Origin of the sequence: Streptococcus sp. ST16, from assembly GCF_046098135.1 — a bacterium.
Lineage (GTDB): Bacteria > Bacillota > Bacilli > Lactobacillales > Streptococcaceae > Streptococcus.
This window is the reverse complement of record NZ_JBJUSE010000002.1, coordinates 96,504-119,264: the sequence shown is the minus strand read 5'-3', so window position 1 is coordinate 119,264 and position 22,761 is coordinate 96,504. Positions and strand designations below refer to the sequence as shown.

The following is a 22,761-nucleotide window of genomic DNA, read 5'->3' as shown; positions in this document are numbered from 1 at the left end:
GACTAACTAAAGGAGACATAATGGCAGACCGAGGCTTGCTAATCGTTTTTTCTGGTCCTTCAGGAGTTGGGAAAGGAACGGTTAGAAGAGAGATTTTTGAGAGTTCTGAGAATCAATTTCAATACTCTGTATCGATGACGACGCGCGCGCAACGTCCTGGTGAAGTGGACGGAGTGGACTATTTCTTCCGTACTCGTGAAGAGTTTGAAGAGCTAATTCGTCAAGGTCAGATGTTGGAATATGCAGAATATGTCGGTAACTACTATGGAACTCCTCTGACCTATGTCAATGAAACTCTTGACAAGGGAATCGATGTCTTTCTTGAGATTGAAGTCCAAGGAGCTCTTCAGGTTAAGAAAAAGGTTCCTGATGCTGTCTTTATCTTTCTAACGCCACCAGATTTGGATGAATTACAAGATCGTTTGGTAGGTCGTGGAACAGACAGTGCAGAAGTGATTGCCCAACGAATCGAAAAAGCCAAGGAAGAAATTGCTCTCATGCGTGAGTATGATTATGCCATTGTCAACGATCAGGTGCCCCTCGCTGCTGAACGTGTCAAGCGTGTGATCGAAGCAGAACACTTCCGTGTGGACCGTGTCATTGGTCACTATCAGGAGATGTTGCCAAAATCTCCAACTACTCGATAAAATTTAGAAAACAGGTACAAACAAATGATGTTAAAACCCTCTATCGATACCTTGCTGGACAAGGTACCATCAAAATATTCACTCGTAATCTTGTTAGCAAAACGTGCCCACGAATTAGAAGCTGGAGCACCTGCAACTCAAGAATTCAAATCTGAAAAATCAACTCTTCGCGCTTTGGAAGAAATCGAGTCTGGAAACGTTACGATTCACCCAGATCCAGAAGGAAAACGTGAAGCAGTTCGTCTCCGTATCGAAGAAGAAAAACGCCGCAAGGAAGAAGAAGAAAAGAAAATCAAAGAGCAAATCGCTAAAGAAAAAGAAGATGGTGAAAAAATTTAAGGTTGGGGGGACTCAATCTTATTTTTTCTATTGCAAGAATTTGCTGACAAGAAGGAGGTGAGAAGATGGCTATTGCAAAGATTATCGTGGATGTTCCCCTGATGCAGACGGACCAGCCATACAGTTACAAGATCCCAGAGGAATTTGTAGAGATGCTGGAAGTCGGTATGCGGGTCCATGTGCCTTTTGGCAAAGGCAATCGTTTGATACAAGGGATTGTTCTTGGCTTGGAGTCCCAGTCGGATGAAGAGATGGAAGGTCAGGACTTGAAAGAGATTGCAGAGGTGCTAGACTTTTCTCCCGTCTTGACTCAGGAGCAACTCTGGCTGGCAGAGGAGTTACGCAAATCTGTCTTTTCTTACAAAATCTCCATCCTAAAAGCTATGTTGCCGGGATTTTTAAACTCCAGTTATGATAAGATTCTCTATCCTCTGGAAGGTCTGAGTCAGGAGGACCGAGAGCGCTTGTTTGGTTCAGAAGATTCGCTAGCCTTTTCTTCTCTAGATTTGACCAAGCAGGCAGAAATGATGCGATTGACCAGGAAAGGTCTGCTCCGCTTAGAATACCAGGCAGTCGATCAAAAGAAGGTCAAGACCCAGTCTTGGTATGAGGTTGATGCTACTCAGCTAGAGAAGATTGAGATTTCTGCGCGTGCTAAGAAAAAGTCAGAGTTGAGAGACTACTTGCTTGCTCATGTGGAAAGTGCTCCTCTGGCTAGCTTGTTAGAGTCTTATTCGAGGGAACAAGTCAACTTTTTTGTGGATCAAGGAGCTCTAACCTTAGTTCAAAAGGAAGTGCAACGTTCAGCTGCTTATTTCGAAGGCATTGAAGCAAGTAGATCTTTGGAGCTGAATCCAGAGCAAAGACAGGCGCGTGATGCGGTTATCAGTGCTATTGGCAGTTATCAGCCTCCCTTCCTCCTTCAAGGGATTACAGGAAGTGGGAAGACCGAAGTTTACTTGCAGATTATCCAAGGAGCCTTGGACAAGGGCAAGACAGCCATTTTGCTGGTACCTGAGATTTCTCTGACACCTCAGATGACAGAGCGTTTTATTGCTCGTTTCGGTGAGAAAGTAGCCATCCTTCATTCAGGCTTGTCTAATGGTGAAAAGTACGATGAATGGCGCAAGGTCGAGCGTGGAGATGCTCAAGTTGTGGTTGGCGCCAGATCGGCAATCTTTGCTCCTCTGAAAAATCTAGGTGTCATGATTATTGATGAAGAGCATGAAGCTAGCTATAAACAAGACAGCAATCCCCGTTATCATGCTAGAGAAGTCGCCATTTTACGGGCCCAGTACAATCAAGCAGCACTAGTCCTTGGTTCGGCAACACCGAGCTTAGAGAGTCGTGCTCGTGCTGGAAAAGGCGTCTATCACCACTTACGTCTGACCCAACGAGCCAATCCTATGGCTACGATACCCGAGGTTCAAGTAATTGACTTTCGTGACTATATCGGGCAGAATGAGACATCAAACTTTACGCCTCCTTTGCTAGAGGCCATCCAAGACCGTTTGGATAAAAAAGAACAGGTAGTCCTCATGCTCAACCGTCGGGGCTATTCTAGCTTTGTTATGTGTCGGGAGTGTGGGACGGTGGATACTTGTCCCAACTGTGACATTTCTCTCACTCTGCACATGGATACCAAGACTATGAATTGTCATTACTGTGGCTTTTCTAAGGGAATTCCTCATGTCTGTCCCAACTGTCAGAGCCGCAGTATTCGTTACTATGGAACGGGGACTCAGAAAGCCTACGATGAGCTAGCAGAGCTCTTTCCTCAGGCTCGCATTCTGCGGATGGATGTGGATACGACCCGTAAGAAAGGCAGCCACCAAGCTCTTCTTGACCAGTTTGGTCAAGGGCAAGCAGATATTTTACTGGGAACTCAGATGATTGCTAAGGGCTTGGATTTTCCAAATGTGACCCTAGTCGGAGTTCTTAATGCAGATACGGCCTTGAACTTGCCTGATTTCCGTTCTTCTGAGAGAACCTTCCAACTCTTAACCCAGGTGGCAGGCCGTGCAGGTCGTGCGGAAAAAGCAGGGCAGGTCTTGATCCAGTCATACAATCCTGAGCACTATGCCATTCGTTTTGCCAAAGATCAGGACTACGAAGGCTTTTACGCTTATGAAATGAGTATCAGACGCCAACTTGGCTACCCACCTTATTATTTTACGATTGGGATTACCCTCTCTCACAAGAAAGAAGAAGAGGTTGTCAAACGAGCCTATGAAGTCATGGGAATTTTGCGATCAGGTTTATCGGAAACTAGTAAAATCCTTGGACCGACGCCTAAACCCATCGCCCGTACCCACAACCTTTATCATTACCAGATTTTGATTAAATACCGTTTAGAAGATGAGCTTGGTCCGACCCTCAACCAGGTCTTGGCACTGACTCAAGAACGGGAAAATAGTGAGCTCCGTCTCAGCATTGACCATGAGCCACAGCAATTTTTATAAGAAGGAGAAGAAATGACAAAACTAATCTTTATGGGGACTCCCGATTTTTCAGCGACAGTTTTGAAGGGTTTGTTATCAGATGATCGTTACGAGATTCTAGCTGTTGTGACCCAGCCAGACCGCGCTGTCGGCCGTAAAAAAGTGATTCAAGAAACCCCGGTCAAGCAGGCTGCCAAAGAAGCAGGTCTTCCGATATACCAGCCTGAAAAATTATCTGGAAGTCCAGAGATGGAAGCTATTATGAAGCTAGGAGCAGATGGGATTATCACTGCTGCTTTTGGGCAATTTCTCCCAAGTAAACTCCTTGATAGCATGGATTTTGCGGTCAACGTTCACGCTTCCCTTCTTCCCAAACACCGTGGTGGCGCACCCATTCATTATGCTTTGATTCAAGGGGATGAGGAAACTGGTGTGACCATTATGGAGATGGTCAAGGAGATGGATGCAGGAGATATGATTTCTCGTCGCAGTATTCCCATCACTGATGAGGACAATGTCGGCACCTTGTTTGAGAAATTAGCGATTGTTGGTCGTGACTTGCTTTTGGATACCCTGCCTGCTTATATTGCTGGGGAGATCAAACCTGTGGCTCAGGACCCAAGCCAAGTCACTTTCTCGCCAAATATCAAACCAGAGGAAGAAAAGTTGGACTGGAATAAGACCAACCGTCAACTCTTCAACCAAATCCGTGGGATGAATCCTTGGCCTGTTGCCCACACTTTTCTCAAGGGTGATCGCTTTAAGATTTATGAAGCCCTACCAGTAGAAGGTCAGGGAAATCCAGGTGAGATCCTCTCAATTGGCAAGAAAGAATTGATTGTCGCAACGGCTGAAAATGCTCTGTCTCTTAAGCAAGTGCAGCCAGCTGGCAAGCCTAAGATGGACATCGTATCCTTCCTCAACGGGGTTGGACGTACATTGACTGTAGGAGAACGATTTGGTGACTAAAGTAGAAACGGCTAGAAGTCTAGCTCTAACAGTGCTAGAGAATGTTTTTGTCAACCAAGCATACTCCAATATTGCCTTAAACAAATACCTCAAGGGGAGTCAACTCTCAGCACCAGACAAGGGCTTGGTGACAGAGATTGTCTATGGAACGGTAGCCCGTAAACTGACTCTGGAATGGTACCTGTCCCACTTTATCGAAGATAGGGATAAGCTAGATAACTGGCTCTATATCCTGCTCCTTCTTAGCGCCTACCAACTTCGGTATCTAGATAAGGTTCCTAATCACGCTGTAGTCAATGAAGCGGTAGAACTAGCCAAAGCCCGTAAAAAAGGCACTGAAAAATTGGTCAACGCCGTCCTGCGTCGTATCTTACGAGAAGGCTGGCCAGACATTGACAGTATCAAACGCAAAAACAAGCGTGATTCCATTGCTTATTCTCTCCCAGTTTGGCTAGTATCTAAGCTCAAGGAAGAGTACGGGGAAGAGCGAGCACAAGCCATCTTTAAAAGTCTCTTGGTACGCAACAAGGCTAGCATCCGGGTGACCAACTTGAGCCGAAAAGAGGAAATCAAAGCCTTGTTAGAGGCGACTGATTCCCCTTTGGCTGCCACTGGTCTGGTCAAGGAGCAAGGACACTTTGCGGGACATGATTTGTTTTCGGAGGGTGCTATTACCATCCAAGATGAGTCTAGTCAACTGGTTGCTCCCACTCTTGATTTACAAGGCGATGAGCAGGTTCTAGATGCCTGTGCCGCTCCGGGTGGGAAAACAGCCCATATGGCTTCTTACCTCACATCCGGTAAGGTGACGGCTTTGGACCTTTATGATCATAAGTTGAACTTGATCCAAGAAAATGCGGAGCGTTTAGGTGTGGCAGATCGAGTGCAAACGCAAAAATTGGATGCCAGAAAAGTGCATGAGTTTTTCGGTCGGGACTCTTTTGATAAGATTTTAGTAGATGCTCCCTGTTCTGGGATTGGACTTTTACGTCGCAAACCAGACATCAAATACAATAAAGAAACGGCAGATTTCACGTTCTTACAGGAAATTCAGCTGGAAATATTAGGTAGTGTTTGTCAAACGCTACGAAAAGGTGGTATAATAACTTATAGTACCTGTACTATTGTCTCTGAGGAGAACTTTCAAGTCGTTGAGGCGTTTTTAGAAAGTCATCCCGAGTTCGAGCAGGTTAAACTAGAACACGAATGTAAAGATATCCTGAAAGATGGCTGCATCCTGATTACTCCAGAATTGTATGGAAGTGATGGATTCTTCATTAGCCAATTTCGCAAGATATCAGAATAGGAAGGAACTGACACAATGGAAATAGCATTATTAACAGATGTTGGTCAGAAACGTACAAATAATCAGGACTATGTCAATCACTTTGTCAACCGAGCAGGACGCACTATGATCATCTTGGCTGACGGAATGGGAGGACACCGTGCAGGAAATATCGCTAGTGAGATGGCGGTCACAGACCTCGGTGTGGATTGGGTGGATACCCAAATTGACTCAGTCAATGAAGTTCGTGAGTGGTTTGCCCACTACCTGGAGATTGAAAATCAAAAAATTCATCAACTAGGTCAGGACGAAGCCTACAGAGGCATGGGAACAACGCTAGAAGCTGTTGCGTTTATTGACAACCAAGCCATCTATGCTCATATTGGAGATTCTCGTATCGGTTTGATTCGTGGAGAAGAATACCACCAGTTGACGAGTGACCATTCCTTGGTCAACGAATTGCTCAAGGCTGGTCAATTGACTCCAGAAGAAGCAGAAACTCATCCTCAAAAGAATATTATCACCCAGTCGATCGGACAAAAAGATGAAATCCAGCCAGATTTTGGGATGATTACACTGGAGTCAGGAGATTATCTCTTGCTCAATAGTGATGGTTTGACCAATATGATTTCAGCAAGTGAGATTTATGATATCGTAACCAGCGATATTTCCCTAGCAGACAAGGCGGCAACCCTCATTCGCTTCGCTAACAATGCAGGAGGTTTAGACAACATTACGGTTGCCCTTGTTTACATGAACGAGGAGGCGGCAGAATGATCCAAATCGGCAAGATTTTTGCCGGGCGGTATCGGATTGTCAAGCAGATTGGTCGAGGAGGCATGGCAGATGTTTACTTGGCCAAGGATTTGATCCTAGACGGGGAAGAAGTGGCAGTGAAGGTCCTGAGGACCAACTACCAGACGGACCCGATTGCTGTGGCACGTTTCCAGCGGGAAGCGAGGGCTATGGCGGATCTGGACCATCCTCATATCGTTCGGATAACAGATATCGGTGAGGAAGATGGCCAACAGTACCTGGCTATGGAATACGTAGCAGGACTTGACCTCAAGCGTTATATCAAAGAACACTATCCTCTTTCAAATGAAGAGGCGGTTCGGATTATGGGACAGATTCTTTTGGCTATGCGTTTAGCTCATGCTAGAGGAATTGTTCACCGAGATTTGAAACCTCAAAATATCCTCTTGACACCAGATGGAACTGCTAAAGTTACTGACTTTGGGATTGCAGTGGCCTTTGCAGAGACGAGTCTGACCCAGACCAACTCGATGCTGGGTTCGGTTCATTATTTGTCACCTGAGCAAGCGCGTGGTTCAAAAGCGACCTTCCAGAGTGATATCTATGCAATGGGGATTATTTTCTATGAAATGCTGACGGGACATATCCCTTATGATGGGGATAGTGCGGTTACGATTGCCCTTCAGCATTTCCAGAAGCCACTTCCGTCCGTCATTGCTGAAAACCCATCTGTCCCTCAGGCTTTGGAAAATGTTGTCATCAAGGCAACTGCTAAGAAATTGTCTGATCGCTATCAGTCTGTTTCAGAAATGTATATGGACTTGTCAACTAGCTTGTCTTATAATCGTCGGAATGAACCGAAACTGGTCTTTGACGATGCGAGTAAGGCGGATACGAAGACTTTACCTAAAGTCCCACAAAGTACATTGACCTCGATTCCAAAAGCTCCGGCGCAGGAAGAACGTCCTCAGTCAAAGAAATTAACCCCAGAGCAAGCACCTACGCAAAAGCCAACTAAAAAGCGGAAGTTTAAGGCTCGCTATATGATTCTTTTGGCTAGTCTTCTATTAGTTGCAGCCTCTTTGGTCTGGATTTTGTCAAGAACACCAGCAACGATTGCTATTCCTGACGTAGCTGGACAAACCGTTGCAGAGGCTAAGGAAGCTCTTAAAAAATCCAAGTTTGAAGCCGGTGAAGAAAAGTCAGAGGCTAGTGATACCGTAGCAGAAGGACGTGTTATTCGAACGGATCCGGAAGCTGGTAGTAGACGAAAAGAAGGAACCAAGGTCAATTTGATCGTTTCTTCTGGTAAGCAATCCTTCCAATTGAGCAATTATGTTGGACGCAAGTATACAGATGTCGTAGCCGAACTCAAGGAGAAGAAGGTTCCTGAAAATCTAATCAAGATGGAAGAGGAAGAATCCAGCGAAAGCGAACCTGGCACCGTCCTCAGACAGACCCCTGCTTCGGGTTCGACCTATGATCTCTCAAAAGCCACTACGATTACCTTAACAGTGGCTAAGAAGGTGACTAGTGTCAGCATGCCGAACTACATCGGTTCAAGTCTCGAGTTTACAAAGAATAACTTGACTCAGATTGTCGGTGTGAAGGAAGCAAATATTGAGGTTGTAGAAGTATCGAATGCTCCTGAAGGAACGGCAGAAGGAACTGTTGTAAGTCAAACGCCAAGAGCAGGAGAACAGGTTGATCTTGCAAGTACGCGTATCAAACTTTCCATCTACAAACCAAAAACACCACCGTCAACTTCATCCTCTAATCCTGCCCAACGTGGGAACCAAGGTTCTTCTACAGCTCCAAATCAGGGAAATCAACAAGGAAACACTCCTTCAACTAGTCAATCAAATAGTGAAGGAACCCGTGAAAGTTCTCGAGATTAAACGAATCTTTGTCATGATTTCATGACAAAGATTTTTTTTCATTGATTTTTGTGATAAAATATAGGAAGCAGAAAAGGAGGAGAAAATGGACGAATCGAGAGAGTTGAATGCCGTCATTGATGTGATTATGCTAGCTGGAACCATTCTCTTAAAAAGCGGTTCGGAGATTTATCGGGTTGAGGACACCATGATCCGTATCGCTCATTCACAGGGAATAGTGGATTGCAACGTTCTTGCCATGCCAGCAGCTATTTTCTTTTCTATTGAGAATACCAATATTTCTCGTATGAAACGGGTAACTTCTTCCTCCTACAACATCGAAAAAGTCTGCGATGTGAACCAAGTATCACGGGAGCTTGTCGGAGGGCAGATCGATCTCTCTACGGCTTTTGAAAGGCTAAAGGAAATCAGAAATCAAGCTCTTCCTTATACCAAGTTCCAAGTGACTATTGCAGCAACCCTCAGTGCCCCTTTTTTCTCGATTATGTTCGGGGGGAATACCTATGATGCTTTTGGTGCAGCCATTGCGACCTTACTTGGTTTTGCTTTTTCTCTCTATGTAGAGAAGTTTGTCCGCATTCCTTTTGTAACCGCCTTTGCGGGTGCCTTTGTTTTTGGTTTGATTGCCCAGTTCTGGGCCCGCTATACAGGGTTTCCTTCGACGGCAGACTTGATCATAGCGGGAGCGGTCATGCCTTTTGTTCCAGGGATTGCTCTGACAAATGCGGTTCGGGATATCATGACCAACCATATCAACTCTGGTATGAGCAAGATGTTTGAATCCTTGCTCATTACCCTCGCTTTAGGGGCCGGCACCTCCGTCGCCCTGGTTTTGATGACATAAGATGACTCTAACAAGTATTTTACTCCAAGCAGTGGCGAGTTTACTCGCCATTATCACCTTTCTAATCGTACTAAATGTTCAGCGCTCCATGCTCCTACCTGGTGGTGTTCTGGGAATGGGTGTCTGGCTCCTCTACCTCGTGCTCAAAGAACCAACCAATGTTATTGTTGCGACCTTTATTGCGGCAGTGGTTGGTTCTTGCATCAGCCAAATTTTAAGTATCATCTATAAGACGCCAGCAGTGGTCTTTGTCTTGGCCATTCTTGCCCCCTTGGTGCCCGGTTATCTATCCTATCGAACGACAGCTTTCTTTGTGACAGGCGATTACAGTCATGCCCTTACCAGTGCAACGCTAGTAGTTATGTTGGCTCTGGTCATTTCTATCGGGATGGCAAGTGGAACGGTGATTTTAAAGCTCTATTACTACATCCGAAAACAGAGAGGGATCTCCTCCTAAGGCTGTCAAAGCAAAGACTTGATTTGTTGAATCAAGTCTTTTTTCTCTCATTTGTTCCTATTTGTGATAAAATAGAATAGAACGATTTTTTACAATGAATGAAAAAACAGAGGTAAATATGACAATCGGTATTGATAAGATTGGTTTTGCGACCAGTCAATATGTCTTGAAATTACAAGACCTAGCAGAAGCAAGAGGAGTTGATCCGGATAAATATAGTAAGGGTCTCTTATTAAACGAAATTAGCATTGCACCATTGACTGAGGATGTTGTCACCTTAGCTGCCAGTGCAAGTAACTCTATTCTAACAGACAAAGAAAAAGAAGAAATCGACATGGTCATCGTGGCGACCGAGTCAGGGATTGACCAGAGTAAGGCGGCGGCGGTCTTTGTTCACGGTCTATTAGGTATTCAGCCGTTCGCTCGCAGTTTTGAAATCAAAGAAGCTTGTTACGGAGCAACAGCTGCCCTCCATTATGCCAAGTTACATGTGGAAAATTCTCCAAAGTCCAAGGTCTTGGTCATCGCCAGCGATATTGCCAAGTATGGTGTAGCGACTCCAGGTGAACCAACTCAGGGAGCTGGGAGTGTGGCGATGTTGATTACGCAAAATCCGCGTACCATGGCCTTTAACAATGATAATGTTGCCCAAACGCGTGATATTATGGATTTTTGGCGTCCGAACTATTCAACCACTCCTTATGTAAACGGCTTGTACTCAACTCAGCAATATCTTGACAGTCTTACGACGACTTGGGATGAATACAAGAAACGTTATGATTGGACTATGAATGATTTTGCGGCCATCTGCTTCCACTTACCTTACCCTAAGTTGGCCCTAAAAGGCTTGCGCAAGATGATGGATAAGACTTTGTCTCAGGAAAAAAAGGATAGTCTGCAAGCAAACTTTGACAAATCCATTCTCTACAGTCAGATGATTGGGAATATCTACACAGGTTCCCTCTTCCTAGGTCTCCTATCTCTTTTGGAAAATGCAGAAAATTTGAAGGCTGGAGATAAAATTGTCCTCTACAGTTACGGAAGTGGAGCGGTTTCAGAGTTCTTTAGTGGAGAACTGGTTGAAGGCTACGAGGCCTACCTTGATAAGGATCGCTTGAGCAAACTCAAGCAACGTACAGCATTGTCTGTTGCAGACTATGAAAAAGTCTTCTTCGAAGAGGTAGAGTTGGATGAATCTGGTTCAGCCCAGTTTGCAGGTTTTGAAAATCAAGACTATGCCTTGGTTGAAATTGTCGACCACCAACGCCGTTATAGCAAGGTTGAAAAATAATGAAGTTAAGTTGGAATGGATTTTCTAAAAAATCATACCATGAGCGCCTTGAGTTGCTGAAAGCTCAGGCGCTCCTTAGTCCTGAAAAGCAAACCAGTCTGGAGCAGGATGAACAAGTTAGCTTGGCAGTTGCAGATCAGCTGAGTGAGAATGTAGTGGGAACTTTTTCTCTGCCTTATTCTGTCATTCCAGAGCTTTTGGTGAACGGTCAGGACTACACAGTTCCCTATGTGACAGAAGAACCCTCAGTGGTTGCTGCGGCCAGCTATGCAAGTAAAATCATCAAGCGAGCAGGTGGCTTTACTGCTCAAGTACATGAGCGCCAGATGATTGGTCAGGTAGCCCTTTATCAAGTTGCTGATCCTGAACAAGCGCAAGAGAAGATTACCAGCAAGAAAGCGGAGCTCTTAGAACTCGCCAATCAAGCCTATCCGTCCATCGTTAAACGTGGTGGCGGGACGCGTGATTTGCATGTAGAGCAGATCAAAGGTGAAAGAGACTTTCTCGTTGTTTATCTCCATGTCGATACTCAGGAAGCCATGGGAGCCAATATGCTTAACACCATGCTGGAAGCCTTGAAACCAGTCTTAGAAGAACTCAGTCAGGGACAGAGTCTTATGGGAATTTTGTCCAACTACGCGACCGATTCTCTGGTGACTGCAAGCTGTCGTATCGCCTTTCGCTACTTGAGTCCCCAAAGGGACCAAGGACGAGAAATTGCGGAGAAAATAGCTTTGGCTAGTCAGTTTGCACAGGCTGATCCCTACCGAGCAGCTACTCACAATAAAGGGATTTTTAATGGTATTGATGCCATTTTGATTGCCACTGGTAATGACTGGCGTGCCATCGAAGCTGGGGCCCATGCCTTTGCCAGTCGAGATGGACGCTATCAAGGCCTTAGTCAATGGACACTGGATATGGAAAGAGAAGAATTGGTCGGTGAGATGACCCTACCCATGCCGGTAGCGACCAAGGGTGGCTCAATCGGTCTCAACCCACGTGTAGCTCTCAGTCACGAACTGCTGGGAAATCCTTCTGCCAAAGAATTAGCTCAGATTATCGTGTCTATCGGTCTCGCCCAAAACTTTGCGGCCCTCAAAGCCTTGGTAAGTACGGGCATCCAGCAAGGCCACATGAAATTGCAGGCCAAATCCTTAGCTCTCCTAGCAGGTGCTAGTGAGTCCGAAGTTGCTCCTCTCGTTGAGCGCCTCATCGCAGATAAAACCTTTAACTTAGAGACAGCCCAGCGTTATCTCGAAAACTTAAGATTGTAAAAAACTCAGACAAATCAGTCTGAGTTTTCTTGTGCTTATAGTCAATGAAAATCAAAAAGAAAACTAGGAAGCTAGCTGCAGGCTGCTCAAAGCACTGCTTTGAGGTTGTAGATAAGACTGACGAAGTCAGTTACATATATCTACGGTAAGGCGACGCTGACGCGGTTTGAAGAGATTTGCGAAGAGTATTAAATACTTTTTCCTGGTAATAGGGTGACTGGTAAGAAGTAACCAGTTGTCGCGACTTCCTTACCTTCAATCTTCTGCAAGAGGAGATCAACAGTGAGTTGGGCAATCTCTTTCATAGGTTGCTTAATCGTTGTCAAATGAGGATAGTAGTTCTCGATAAAGTAGGTCCCATCATAGCCGATGACCTTGAGCTCTTCAGGAACAGAAATTCCCAGCTCCTGAGCGATTTTGATAACCAAAATGGCTGTCAAATCATCTGAAGCAAAGATGGCATCTGGTTTCTGATGAGTCAAGATATTCTTGATTTCCATTTCTTTTCTGACGGGAGAAAAGTCACTCGAAACATTGATAATAGGCGCTTTCGGGAGAACAGAGGCAAAGCCAGCATGGCGCAGTCCAGTCGGTGAGTTAGAGTTATCATTTCCTGTAATCATGATGATAGACTGGGCGCCTGTCTTAACCAGAGTTTGGGCAGCGAGGACCCCGCCACCGTAGTTATCAGAGGAGACGACAGGGATGTCTGGCGATAGGTTTCGGTCAAAGGAAATAATCGGTGCTGTCACACGATTGTAGTCTTCGATTCCCAAGTTGTGACTTCCAGAAATGATACCGTCTACCTGATTAGCCTCCAGCATTTCAATGTACTCCCGTTCTTTTTCAGAATCGTGCTCGCTGTTACAGATGATGGTCTTGTAGCCATTCTTGAAGAGCTGGTGTTCCAACTTGTCAATCAACTCCGCATAAAAGACATGACTGATGTTTGGGAAAATGAGTCCAATCAACTTGGCAGATTTTCCTTGGAGACTTCGAGCCAGATTGTTGGGCTTGTAGCCTAGTTCTCGCATGGCTTCATTAACCTTTTGAATGGTTTTCTCAGATAGATAACCCTTTTTATTGATGACCCGTGAGACGGTAGTAGGGCTGACGCCTGCAAGTTTTGCGACATCAGTTAGTTTTGCGACCATAATCTAATTCATAGTAAGTTCCAGTTGGGTTTCCAGACTTGATGAGGATCCCATTTTGGTCCGCATGTGGGAAGACACGACCAGAAAATACTTTTTCTCCTTTATTGATGAAAATTTCAAAGACTGAGTTGTCGATGAAAATTGTAGCAGTAGTAGCCTGATTATCGATAGGGCAAGAACGAGTCGTCCCAAATTCTTGGGCATACTGTTCTCCAGCCTGGCTACGATCCACTGTCACTTGACCATTAGCAAGGTCAAAGTTGATGGAAAGTCCCTTGCCTTCTTTATCAGCAAGTAAGACAATCTCGCTCTGGCTATTGGTCTCCAAGTTGAGCTCGAGTTCATAGGTGTTATTGGTTTGAGCACGATTTGAAAAGGGTTCTTCAGAGACACGAAGTTCTTTGACGGCTGAGACAGGATATTGGTAGAGTTTGCCATCTTTGATAGTGAGTTCTTTGACCAATGAGAAGGTTCCTTGGTGGTCAAAACGATCAGATGGGTAAGAAACATCTGGTAGTCCAAGCCAACTTACTGCCAACGCACGTCCATCTGGAGCGTTGAAGGCTTGAGTTGCATAGGCTTCGAAACCATCGTCTAGATTATGAAGTTGAGACACATCTACCATTTTAGCATTTTCAGGATCAAAGGAAGCCCCGATTTTGTACATGTTTGGATAGATATTATCATAGTCTAGAACTTTTTTATCCAATCCTTGTGGACAGTAGAGAAGGACAGGTTGCTCGCCTACAAAGACCAGATTTGGGCATTCCATCATGTAGGCAGTGCGATCGTTAGCGAAGTCAAGGTCGCCAACTGCTTGCCAGTTTGTGTAGTCGTTGTCCACAGCCTTGTAGAGACGGACGAAGCCTTTTTTCTCCAAATCCTGTCCACCGACGATAGCATAGTATTGACCTTTGAAGTTAAAAATTTGCGGGTCGCGGAAGTGGTCAGTAGAGTCAGATGGTTGGTCAATCAAGATCTTGTCAATTTTCGTAATCTTACCATCTTTATCCATCAAAGCACCAATCTGGTATGGGTGACGAATCCAATTTTCATCACGGACATTTCCTGTATAGAATAGGAACAAGTTATCGCCAAATTGCATGGCAGAACCAGAGTAGGCACCGTGGCTATCTAATGGAGTATCAGGCAAAACTTTGACTCCAGTTTCTCTAAAGTGCACCAGATCATCACTTTCAAGCTGCACCCAAGACTTCAAACCATGAGCTGCACCAAAGGGGAAGTTCTGGTAAAAGAGGATCCATTTGCCATCAAAATAAGAAAAACCATTTGGGTCGTTGAGAAGCCCTGTTTTAGGCTCGACATGGTAATGAGTATGCCAAGGAGATTGTGCCATCTTTTCCTTGATTTGCTTGATTTCATCATTAGACCAATCTTCATAGCGTCTGTAACGGCGCTCGGTTGTCCATTCCATTTTATCTTTCCTCCATAAGTTCTATTCTATTATTAATAGTAAACGTTTTCGGCAAAAAAAGCAAGTCTTTTATGTTAAAAAAGAGGAAAAAATGTCAAACGATTGCCATAAAATAAGCGAAAGAAATTGAAAAAATTTTCACGAAAAAATGAAAGGAATTGAAAAACAAAAGCTTTGAATCCTCTAATTTAAGGATATTTTTATGAGTAAATAGAAGAACTCAGTCAAAAACTGTCATAAATGGATATAAAGAAGAGAAGGATAATAAAAAATCTGCAAAACGCTTGACATATTTCTAAAACATGATAAAATAATAGTCGTAAGGGTGGATAAAATCGCTTTCAAACAATAACGAAATTTTATATAAGGAGATTTTTGCAAATGAACAATCAGGAAATTGCAAAAAAAGTCATCGATGCCTTGGGCGGACGTGAAAATGTCAACAGTGTTGCCCACTGTGCGACTCGTCTTCGTGTCATGGTCAAAGATGAAGGAAAAATCAATAAAGAAGTGATTGAGAACTTGGAAAAAGTTCAAGGTGCGTTCTTTAACTCAGGTCAATACCAAATCATCTTTGGTACAGGTACAGTTAACAAAATGTACGATGAAGTTGTTGCACTTGGTTTGCCAACATCATCTAAAGATGACATGAAAGCAGAAGCTGCTAAACAAGGGAACTGGTTCCAACGTGCTATCCGTACTTTCGGTGACGTTTTTGTACCACTTTTGCCAGCAATCGTTGCTACTGGTTTGTTTATGGGAATTCGTGGTGCTATTGTTCAAGATCAAGTTTTGGCTTTGTTTGGAACAACTGCAGAAGCCTTTAAAGCAACAAACTTCTATACTTATTCAGTTGTATTGACAGATACAGCCTTCGCCTTCTTTCCAGCCTTGATCTGTTGGTCAGCCTTTCGTGTATTCGGTGGAAATCCTTTGCTTGGTTTAGTCTTAGGATTGATGATGGTTAACTCATCCTTGCCAAATGCTTGGGCTGTTGCTTCAGGTGATGCTCAACCAATTATGTTCTTCGGCTTTATCAAAGTTGTCGGATATCAGAACTCAGTTTTACCTGCTTTCTTCGTCGGATTGACCGGTGCGAAACTTGAAAAGTGGCTCCGTAAGCGTATTCCAGATGTATTAGACTTACTCCTTGTACCATTCTTGACTTTCTTAGTAATGTCTATTTTGGCCTTGTTTGTCATTGGACCTGTATTCCATGAAGTTGAAAGCTACGTCAAAGTCGCTACTGTTTGGTTGCTCAGTCTCCCAATGGGTCTAGGTGGATTAATCCTTGGTGGTGTTCATCAGGTCATCGTTGTTACAGGTGTCCACCATATCTTCAATCTATTGGAGTCTAACCTTGTTACTTCTACAGGTTCAGATCCTCTTAATGCTATTATTACAGCAGCTATGACTGCTCAACTTGGAGCAACTCTTGCTGTCGGTGTGAAAACAAAGAATCCAAAAATTAAAGCTCTTGCCTTCCCGGCTGCACTTTCTGCTGGACTTGGTATCACTGAACCAGCTATTTTTGGTATCAATCTTCGCTATGGTAAACCATTTATCATGGGGCTTATCGCCGGTGCTGCTGGTGGTTGGTTAGCAAACATTCTAGGTTTGGCAGGTACTAGCTTTGGTATTACGATCATTCCTGGAACACTTCTCTACATCAATGGTCAACTTCTCCAGTATATCTTTATGGTCCTAGTAACAACTGCCCTTGGTTTCGGATTGACTTATGCTTTTGGTTACAAAGAAGAAACAGAAGCGGCAGAAGAAACAGTTTCTGAAGAAGCTACAGAGGCAAATGAAGAAATTTCAGTAGCTCCTCAAAATGAAACAATCCAAACTCCAATTGTTGGGGACGTAGTTGCTCTTGAGAATGTTAACGATCCAGTCTTTTCAAGTGGTGCAATGGGACAAGGAATCGCTGTAAAACCAAGCCAAGGTGTGGTTTACGCACCAGCTGATGCAGAAGTATCGATTGCCTTTGCCACAGGACATGCTTATGGTTTGAAGACAGCTAATGGAGCTGAGATCTTAATCCACGTTGGTATCGATACAGTGACTATGAACGGTGAAGGCTTTGAACAAAAAGTTGCTCAAGGCGACAAGGTCAAAGCTGGTGACGTTCTCGGAACTTTTGACTCAAGCAAAATCGCTGCTGCAGGTCTTGACGACACAACAATGGTTATCGTGACTAATACAGCAGACTACACTTCTGTGACACCAGTCGCAAGTGGCTCTGTTGTCAAGGGTGATGCTATCCTCGAAGTGAAAGCCTAGTCCTCTTCGAAAATCAAATCTAAAAACAAAACGAACAAATATCATGTTTGTTCGTTTTTACTTGGATGGTAAGATTTACAGAGGAAAATCTAAAATATTGAGAAATCTAGCCCTTTAAAATGTGCTATAATAGAGAAAACAAAGATAAGAGGTTTATCATGACAAAATTATATGGAAGCTTAGAAGCGGGCGGTACAAAGTTTGTCTGTGCTGTCGGAGATGAAAATTTTAACGTTGTAGAAAAAACACAGTTCCCTACAACAACTCCAATCGAGACCATCGATAAAACCATCGAGTTCTTTTCAAAATTCGATAATCTTGCAGGCCTTGCCATCGGTTCCTTCGGTCCCATCGATATCGATAAAAACTCAAAAACCTATGGCTTTATCACAACGACTCCAAAACCTCATTGGGCAAATGTAGACCTACTTGGTGCCCTTCGCCGCGCCCTCAACGTGCCAATGTATTTCACCACGGATGTAAACAGCTCTGCTTATGGTGAAGTGGTTGCTCGTAACAATGCTGGCGGTCGTATCGAAAACTTGGTCTACTACACGATCGGTACAGGGATCGGTGCAGGTGTTATCCAACGTGGTGAGTTTATCGGTGGTGTCGGTCACCCTGAAATGGGTCACTACTATGTAGCCAAACACCCAATGGATATTGAAAAAGAATTCAACGGTGTTTGTCCATTCCACAAAGGCTGTTTGGAAGGCTTTGCGGCTGGTCCAAGTCTCGAAGCCCGTACAGGTGTTCGTGGTGAAAATATTGAACTCAACAACTCTGTCTGGGACGTCCAAGCCTACTATATCGCTCAAGCTGCTGTCAACGCTACCGTGACGTTCCGTCCAGACGTAATCGTCTTTGGTGGTGGGGTCATGGCCCAACAGCACATGCTGGACCGTGTGCGTGAGAAATTCACGGCTCTTCTCAACGGCTACCTACCAGTACCAGACGTGCGTGACTACATCGTGACTCCAGCAGTTGCTGGAAATGGTTCTGCCACACTTGGGAACTTTGTCCTTGCTAAGAGTGTCGCAAAATAAAACAAAGAAAACATCCGCTTGGGAAACCAAACGGATTTTTCTATTCTCAAAACATCTGCCAGAAGAAATCAATAATATAGGTCAAACCATAAGTATAAACCACTAGGGTAAAAGGCTTGGTCAAAATGATGATGATCATATAGCGCTTGAAGGTCATCTTGGTCAGTGCTGCCAGCATGCAGAGAAAGTCAGCTGGGCTAACTGGCCAGATCATCATAAAGATAAAGAACCGTTCGAAACGATTGCCCTTATCTAGCCAGCCTATGTATTTGTCATAGGTGCGCTTGCTGACGACGGACTGGACAAAGGCAGCTCCGTAGAGGCGTACAAGGTAAAAGATAATGGCACAGCCAATCACGATACCGATATAGTTATAGATAGTCCCGATGATGTGGCCGTAAATAAAGACCCCAGCCACTGAGGTCAAAGCTCCCGGAATGATCGGAACAACGGTTTGTAGGATCTGTAAAAAGATAAAGAGTGGAGGCCCCCAAACCCCAGCTTGCTGGATAAAGGCCGATAGGGTTTCCTTGGACTGTAAAACACCCGCCTGATAGGCCCAAATACAGAAAATCAAGGTGCCGACTCCCCCGACGATAGATGAGATATTGATGACTTGCTGTAGAAGGGGAGAAACAGCTTTCATTTGCTTATCCTGTGACATGTAAACTCCTCATAGATAGTATGATACTACTATATCATATTTTGGGAAGAAAAACTATTTGGATTATCTGACTGGTGAAATAAGTGTGGTAAAATGAGAATAAGAAAATAACGGTATAGAATGAGGGGGTATCATGTTAGGTTTAAACTTTAAAGGAAGCTGGCGCCAATACCAAAAACAGGTCTTGGATCGTTTTCAGGACTATCAAGCAGACGGTCATGTTCATCTAGTGGCTGCCCCAGGGTCTGGAAAGACAACCATTGGTATCGAGCTAATCGCTCGTTTTGGCAACCCAGCCCTCATATTAGTTCCGACTGTCACCATTCGTGAACAATGGGTAGATAGGATCCAAGCTGCTTTTCTAGAGGATGGTCAGAGACTTTCAGACCTCGTTTCCCAAAACTTAAAGGAGATGAAAGCGTTAACAATTGTGACCTATCAGGCTTTTCATAGTGCCATGAACCAACTTCAATCACAAGAAGATGGAGAAGCAGAGGATTTTGTGGGGTTTGATTTGCTTGCAAGCCTAAGAGCTCAGAAAGTTGCGACTCTTTGTTTGGACGAATGCCACCACCTGCGCAATGAATGGTGGAAAAGTCTGGAAGCCTTTCGCAAGCAGTATGGACCGCTGAAACTCATCTCCCTGACAGCGACACCACCTTATGACAGCGAGCCAGAACTCTGGGAACGCTATATCCGTATGTGTGGGGAAATCGATCAAGAAATCACGGTACCTGAACTAGTAAAGGAAGACACTCTTTGCCCTCATCAGGATTTTGTCTATATGTGTTCACCAACAGCTGAAGAGGCGGAACGTCTCAAACGGTTTGAGGAGACTAAGTGGGACTATATTCACCAACTTATAGTCGATCCTGATTTTCAAACATTTGTAGCAGGGTCTAAGGTCCTCAAAGGGGATATTTCATCTGATTTTCTCTTAGAAGATCCCAAGTACTTGTCTGCTATGTTGATTTATATGCATTCTCAGGGGTTAACGATTCCTCCCTCTTTACAAAATTTACTGGGAACCCAGAAGCTTCCAGCATTGACCTCCTACTGGCTGGAGACGCTGTTACAGAGCATGCTCTATCAGACGCCAGATTGGTATGATGATTCGGATGCATATAGGAAAAAGATAGAGGCTGACTTAAAGGCGCGTGGATTGGTGGAAAAGCGTCAGGTTTATCTGGTTAAGTCAAAGGCTTCCGATCAGCTTTTAACCCAATCTCTGGGGAAATTGTCTGCCATTGCCGATATCTTCTTGACAGAGTATGAGAGTCTAGGTCAGGAACTGAGACAGTTAGTACTAGCTGACTATATTCGCAAGGATTTTGCTAGTTATCTGGGAGATGATCAGGCGACTATTTCTCAGTTGGGGGTTCTCCCTTATTTTGAAAGCATTCGTCGAAAAGCTCAGGAGCAAGAGATACCTGTGTCTTTGGCTGTCTTGTCAGGTAGTGTCGTTATTTTGCCTACCGATGTGACAGCAGAGTTGAAGGAACTCTTGCCTCAGGTTCCTCTTAGTTTCTCATCTATTGGTCACTTGGATCCAAAAGATTATGTGCAGGTTGGTTTTCCTAGCTCAGCTAAGGGAATCGTAGCGGCAGTGACGGAGCTTTTTCAACGAGGGCGGATTCAAGTCCTAGTCGGAACCAAATCTCTCCTCGGAGAGGGTTGGGATGCTCCTTGTGTTAATTCCCTAATACTCGGAAGCTTTGTGGGGAGCTTTATGCTAAGTAACCAGATGCGTGGGCGTGCCATTCGTATCTGGCCGGGACATCCAGAAAAGACCAGCAACATCTGGCATCTGGTAGCCGTTCAAGCGCAAGCACTTATCACTCTTCCTGGTGAGGAGCCTAGACCAGAGAGCAATCAGGATCTGCAAACCTTGTCGCGACGGATGGAGCATTTTCTTGGGTTGGCTTATAATCAGGAGAGTATTGAGACCGGTTTGGATCGTTTGGATTTTCCAAAGCCCCCTTTTAAGAAAAAGCAAATTAGTGAGTACAATGAGCGAGTTAAGAGTCTCTCCAAGGATCGAGCAGGTTTGAGACAAAAATGGCAAGATGCTCTCGTCGTAGCGGATCAATTTGAGATAGTTACAGAAGTCGCAACCCCAAAAAAGAAAATCCCAGTCATGCTATTGCTTGATGCATTAAAATGGGTTCGCATGTCATTGCTCTTGTTGGCAGTAGATTTGTTGGTCTTGCTATTTAGACTGAGACTGCTCGGTGTTTGGTGGCTTACGGTAGCCTGTCTCCTCTTTCTAGCTTTTGCTACATCACGCTATCTCCTCTATAAAAGCCCCTATAGGCGTATGCAATTCCTTGGTGAGCAGATCCGAAAGGCTCTGCTAGATTCGGGGCATCTAGCGGATGATCAATCCCGTGTTCATGTAGAGGAGGACAAAGAAAACTATATGGTTTTCGCCTATCTCAAGGGAGGAAACATGAGGGACAAGGAGCTGTTTGTGCAGACTGTGGGAGAATTCTTTGCTCCAGTGGACAACCAGCGCTATCTCTTGAAGGCGGATAAGGTCCGACAAGGTCAGTCACCTTACTATGCCGTTCCTAGTCTTTTTGACAAGCGCAAGGAAGAAGCACAGAAATTCCTTGACTTTCTGACGCCAACTATCGGACGTTATCACCTCGTCTACACACGAACAGAGGCCGGACGGCAAATCCTTTTCGAAGCTCGTATCCAAGCTCTCTCTAACAAAAACGACCGTACCTTGACTAAGAAGAAGGTTAAAAGTCAGTTGGAGTAGGGGAAGTAAAATATTACCCCTCTAGAAAATAAAAAAGCAAAGGGAGAAAATATGGCAGATACTATTTTAATTTTAGGTAATGGTTTTGATATTGCTATGGGGCGAAAGACGAAGTATACCGATTTTATTGAATTTGAAAAACAATTATTCTCTAATCCAAATGAGGAGTTACTGAAGTTCCTAAAAGCTAAAAATATTAGTATTGAGAAATACAGAGATAATTTATATTTGAAATTTATTAATGAGAACAAAGATACCCTTGGAGATAATTGGTCTAATCTTGAAATCATGATTTCGCAACTTGTAGAATCAATTATGTATTTTAGGGAGAATAATGATTTACTTTTTCAAATTGCACCTGTAAATCAATTTTGGGTACTTGAAGATAAATTAGAAAGAGAAAAGAATTATAGTTCAAAAGCATTTGTTGCGAGATGTTTTATTTCCTTGTATAAAGAGGAAGACTGGAGTTCTTTAGAAAGAGAAGTTGCACTTGAAAAATTTAATAATGAATTTATCAGGCAACTTGATTTATTAATTGAACTTTTAGAAATCTATCTGTCTTATTTGGACTACCTTGATTTTGAGGTTCAAGGGCTTAAAGCAAGTCCAACAGCTTTAGATGCAGTATCGGATCTATCAAATTCCTCAGTCCTAAACTTTAATTATACCAACACATCAGGTCGTCTCTACGGAACTTCTGAGAAGAGAACTCATTGCATACATGGGCGAATTGATTTAATTAGAACTTTCAGTCGAATCAATACGATGGTTTTTGGAATTGAGGATAAAGAAAATGATGTTAACAGTGATTTAATTCCCTACCAGAAATATTATCAAAGAGTAGTAAAAGAAACGGGAAATGATTTTGAAAATTTTTTTAAACGAACTTTCTATGATATAGATGACGAATTCGGAAGTCAACTTCCAAATTCAAAGAATATCATTGTTTTTGGACACTCGGTTGACCCTTTGGATAAGGAAATATTTCAAAAATGTTTTGCATTAGCAGAAAATGGAAAGTATGATTATAGATTTATTTTCACTTATTTTAATGATTTAGCAAAACGTTCAATTATTAAGAATCTCGCAATCATCCTTGGTAAAGAAAAATTGATAGAGTTAACAGGAAAACGTAATATTGTATTTATAAAGAGTGATGATAAGGATGGTATGAAAGAAGTTCTACTACCTTAATAAAGTTAAGA

Annotated in this window: 18 protein-coding genes; 15 read left to right on the top strand and 3 right to left on the bottom strand. The window is 43.7% G+C overall.

Translation table 11 applies throughout. The features are described 5' to 3' along the window. The first annotated feature begins 20 nt into the window (after window positions 1-20). The 11 genes from gmk to ACIY14_RS02220 all read left to right on the top strand — a co-directional run bounded on the left by gmk (window position 21) and on the right by ACIY14_RS02220 (window position 12,201). Window positions 21-647 carry a guanylate kinase gene (gene gmk, locus ACIY14_RS02270; RefSeq protein WP_000775041.1) on the top strand — a complete coding sequence of 209 codons (627 nt, stop codon included), beginning with the start codon at window positions 21-23 and terminating at the stop codon, window positions 645-647. 24 nt (window positions 648-671) lie between these two features. Further along, window positions 672-986, top strand: a complete 315-nt coding sequence (gene rpoZ / locus ACIY14_RS02265; RefSeq protein ID WP_096408152.1) for a DNA-directed RNA polymerase subunit omega — start codon at window positions 672-674, stop codon at window positions 984-986. Between the two features lie 65 nt (window positions 987-1,051). Continuing rightward, window positions 1,052-3,448: a primosomal protein N' gene (locus tag ACIY14_RS02260; RefSeq protein WP_409001366.1), complete on the top strand. Its 2,397-nt coding sequence runs from the start codon at window positions 1,052-1,054 to the stop codon at window positions 3,446-3,448. Window positions 3,449-3,460: 12 nt separating this feature from the next. Further along, a complete protein-coding gene (fmt, locus tag ACIY14_RS02255) occupies window positions 3,461-4,396 on the top strand; it encodes a methionyl-tRNA formyltransferase (protein WP_409001365.1) in 936 nt (311 codons plus the stop codon). Next, window positions 4,389-5,702, top strand: coding sequence for a 16S rRNA (cytosine(967)-C(5))-methyltransferase RsmB (gene rsmB, locus ACIY14_RS02250; RefSeq protein WP_409001364.1), 1,314 nt, complete (start codon window positions 4,389-4,391; stop codon window positions 5,700-5,702). Before fmt ends, rsmB begins: the two co-directional genes overlap by 8 nt. A 15-nt stretch (window positions 5,703-5,717) precedes the next feature. Then, on the top strand, window positions 5,718-6,458 hold the full coding sequence (locus ACIY14_RS02245) for a Stp1/IreP family PP2C-type Ser/Thr phosphatase (RefSeq protein ID WP_000401532.1): 741 nt from the start codon (window positions 5,718-5,720) through the stop codon (window positions 6,456-6,458). Continuing rightward, the gene (gene pknB, locus ACIY14_RS02240) at window positions 6,455-8,335 is read left to right on the top strand and encodes a Stk1 family PASTA domain-containing Ser/Thr kinase (protein ID WP_409001363.1); all 1,881 of its coding nucleotides are present in this window, start codon (window positions 6,455-6,457) and stop codon (window positions 8,333-8,335) included. The genes ACIY14_RS02245 and pknB overlap by 4 nt, the downstream gene beginning before the upstream one ends. 85 nt (window positions 8,336-8,420) lie before the next feature. Further along, entirely contained in the window at window positions 8,421-9,179 is a 759-nt protein-coding gene (locus tag ACIY14_RS02235; protein WP_000344546.1) for a threonine/serine exporter family protein, read from the top strand. A 1-nt stretch (window position 9,180) separates the two neighbouring features. Continuing rightward, window positions 9,181-9,636, top strand: a complete 456-nt coding sequence (locus ACIY14_RS02230) for a threonine/serine exporter family protein (RefSeq protein WP_007517796.1) — start codon at window positions 9,181-9,183, stop codon at window positions 9,634-9,636. Between the two features lie 118 nt (window positions 9,637-9,754). Beyond that, a complete protein-coding gene (locus tag ACIY14_RS02225; protein WP_409001443.1) occupies window positions 9,755-10,927 on the top strand; it encodes a hydroxymethylglutaryl-CoA synthase in 1,173 nt (390 codons plus the stop codon). Next, window positions 10,927-12,201: a hydroxymethylglutaryl-CoA reductase, degradative gene (locus ACIY14_RS02220; RefSeq protein WP_409001362.1), complete on the top strand. Its 1,275-nt coding sequence runs from the start codon at window positions 10,927-10,929 to the stop codon at window positions 12,199-12,201. The genes ACIY14_RS02225 and ACIY14_RS02220 overlap by 1 nt, the downstream gene beginning before the upstream one ends. 188 nt (window positions 12,202-12,389) lie before the next feature. On the opposite strand, the gene ACIY14_RS02215 is transcribed toward ACIY14_RS02220, so the two are convergent. Then, window positions 12,390-13,355, bottom strand: a complete 966-nt coding sequence (locus ACIY14_RS02215; protein WP_000225991.1) for a LacI family DNA-binding transcriptional regulator — start codon at window positions 13,353-13,355, stop codon at window positions 12,390-12,392. Next, window positions 13,336-14,790, bottom strand: coding sequence for a sucrose-6-phosphate hydrolase (locus ACIY14_RS02210; protein WP_409001361.1), 1,455 nt, complete (start codon window positions 14,788-14,790; stop codon window positions 13,336-13,338). The genes ACIY14_RS02215 and ACIY14_RS02210 overlap by 20 nt, the downstream gene beginning before the upstream one ends. A gap of 381 nt (window positions 14,791-15,171) precedes the next feature. Here ACIY14_RS02210 and ACIY14_RS02205 point away from each other — a divergent pair, with 381 nt between their 5' ends. Together ACIY14_RS02205 and scrK are read left to right on the top strand one after the other, a co-directional pair. Continuing rightward, window positions 15,172-17,076: a sucrose-specific PTS transporter subunit IIBC gene (locus ACIY14_RS02205; protein WP_409001360.1), complete on the top strand. Its 1,905-nt coding sequence runs from the start codon at window positions 15,172-15,174 to the stop codon at window positions 17,074-17,076. A 158-nt stretch (window positions 17,077-17,234) separates the two neighbouring features. After that, window positions 17,235-18,122 carry a fructokinase ScrK gene (scrK, locus tag ACIY14_RS02200; RefSeq protein WP_007520522.1) on the top strand — a complete coding sequence of 296 codons (888 nt, stop codon included), beginning with the start codon at window positions 17,235-17,237 and terminating at the stop codon, window positions 18,120-18,122. A 46-nt stretch (window positions 18,123-18,168) separates the two neighbouring features. Here scrK and ACIY14_RS02195 read toward each other — a convergent pair whose 3' ends face one another. Further along, a complete protein-coding gene (locus ACIY14_RS02195) occupies window positions 18,169-18,786 on the bottom strand; it encodes a TVP38/TMEM64 family protein (protein WP_000076176.1) in 618 nt (205 codons plus the stop codon). 133 nt (window positions 18,787-18,919) lie between these two features. Here ACIY14_RS02195 and ACIY14_RS02190 point away from each other — a divergent pair, with 133 nt between their 5' ends. Continuing rightward, complete coding sequence (locus ACIY14_RS02190; RefSeq protein ID WP_409001359.1) at window positions 18,920-21,553, top strand: DEAD/DEAH box helicase family protein; 2,634 nt, start codon at window positions 18,920-18,922, stop codon at window positions 21,551-21,553. 51 nt (window positions 21,554-21,604) lie between these two features. Next, a complete protein-coding gene (locus tag ACIY14_RS02185; RefSeq protein WP_409001358.1) occupies window positions 21,605-22,750 on the top strand; it encodes an AbiH family protein in 1,146 nt (381 codons plus the stop codon). The last annotated feature ends 11 nt before the right edge of the window (window positions 22,751-22,761 follow it).

What these genes read in the sequence shown, in the direction of transcription:
- gmk (WP_000775041.1), top strand. Translation starts at nt 21, where the DNA reads ATGGCAGACCGAGGCTTGCTAATCGTTTTTTCTGGTCCTTCAGGAGTT.
- rpoZ (WP_096408152.1), top strand. Translation starts at nt 672, where the DNA reads ATGATGTTAAAACCCTCTATCGATACCTTGCTGGACAAGGTACCATCA.
- ACIY14_RS02260 (WP_409001366.1), top strand. Translation starts at nt 1,052, where the DNA reads ATGGCTATTGCAAAGATTATCGTGGATGTTCCCCTGATGCAGACGGAC.
- fmt (WP_409001365.1), top strand. Translation starts at nt 3,461, where the DNA reads ATGACAAAACTAATCTTTATGGGGACTCCCGATTTTTCAGCGACAGTT.
- ACIY14_RS02245 (WP_000401532.1), top strand. Translation starts at nt 5,718, where the DNA reads ATGGAAATAGCATTATTAACAGATGTTGGTCAGAAACGTACAAATAAT.
- pknB (WP_409001363.1), top strand. Translation starts at nt 6,455, where the DNA reads ATGATCCAAATCGGCAAGATTTTTGCCGGGCGGTATCGGATTGTCAAG.
- ACIY14_RS02235 (WP_000344546.1), top strand. Translation starts at nt 8,421, where the DNA reads ATGGACGAATCGAGAGAGTTGAATGCCGTCATTGATGTGATTATGCTA.
- ACIY14_RS02230 (WP_007517796.1), top strand. Translation starts at nt 9,181, where the DNA reads ATGACTCTAACAAGTATTTTACTCCAAGCAGTGGCGAGTTTACTCGCC.
- ACIY14_RS02225 (WP_409001443.1), top strand. Translation starts at nt 9,755, where the DNA reads ATGACAATCGGTATTGATAAGATTGGTTTTGCGACCAGTCAATATGTC.
- ACIY14_RS02220 (WP_409001362.1), top strand. Translation starts at nt 10,927, where the DNA reads ATGAAGTTAAGTTGGAATGGATTTTCTAAAAAATCATACCATGAGCGC.
- ACIY14_RS02215 (WP_000225991.1), bottom strand. Translation starts at nt 13,355, where the DNA reads ATGGTCGCAAAACTAACTGATGTCGCAAAACTTGCAGGCGTCAGCCCT.
- ACIY14_RS02210 (WP_409001361.1), bottom strand. Translation starts at nt 14,790, where the DNA reads ATGGAATGGACAACCGAGCGCCGTTACAGACGCTATGAAGATTGGTCT.
- ACIY14_RS02205 (WP_409001360.1), top strand. Translation starts at nt 15,172, where the DNA reads ATGAACAATCAGGAAATTGCAAAAAAAGTCATCGATGCCTTGGGCGGA.
- scrK (WP_007520522.1), top strand. Translation starts at nt 17,235, where the DNA reads ATGACAAAATTATATGGAAGCTTAGAAGCGGGCGGTACAAAGTTTGTC.
- ACIY14_RS02195 (WP_000076176.1), bottom strand. Translation starts at nt 18,786, where the DNA reads ATGTCACAGGATAAGCAAATGAAAGCTGTTTCTCCCCTTCTACAGCAA.
- ACIY14_RS02190 (WP_409001359.1), top strand. Translation starts at nt 18,920, where the DNA reads ATGTTAGGTTTAAACTTTAAAGGAAGCTGGCGCCAATACCAAAAACAG.
- ACIY14_RS02185 (WP_409001358.1), top strand. Translation starts at nt 21,605, where the DNA reads ATGGCAGATACTATTTTAATTTTAGGTAATGGTTTTGATATTGCTATG.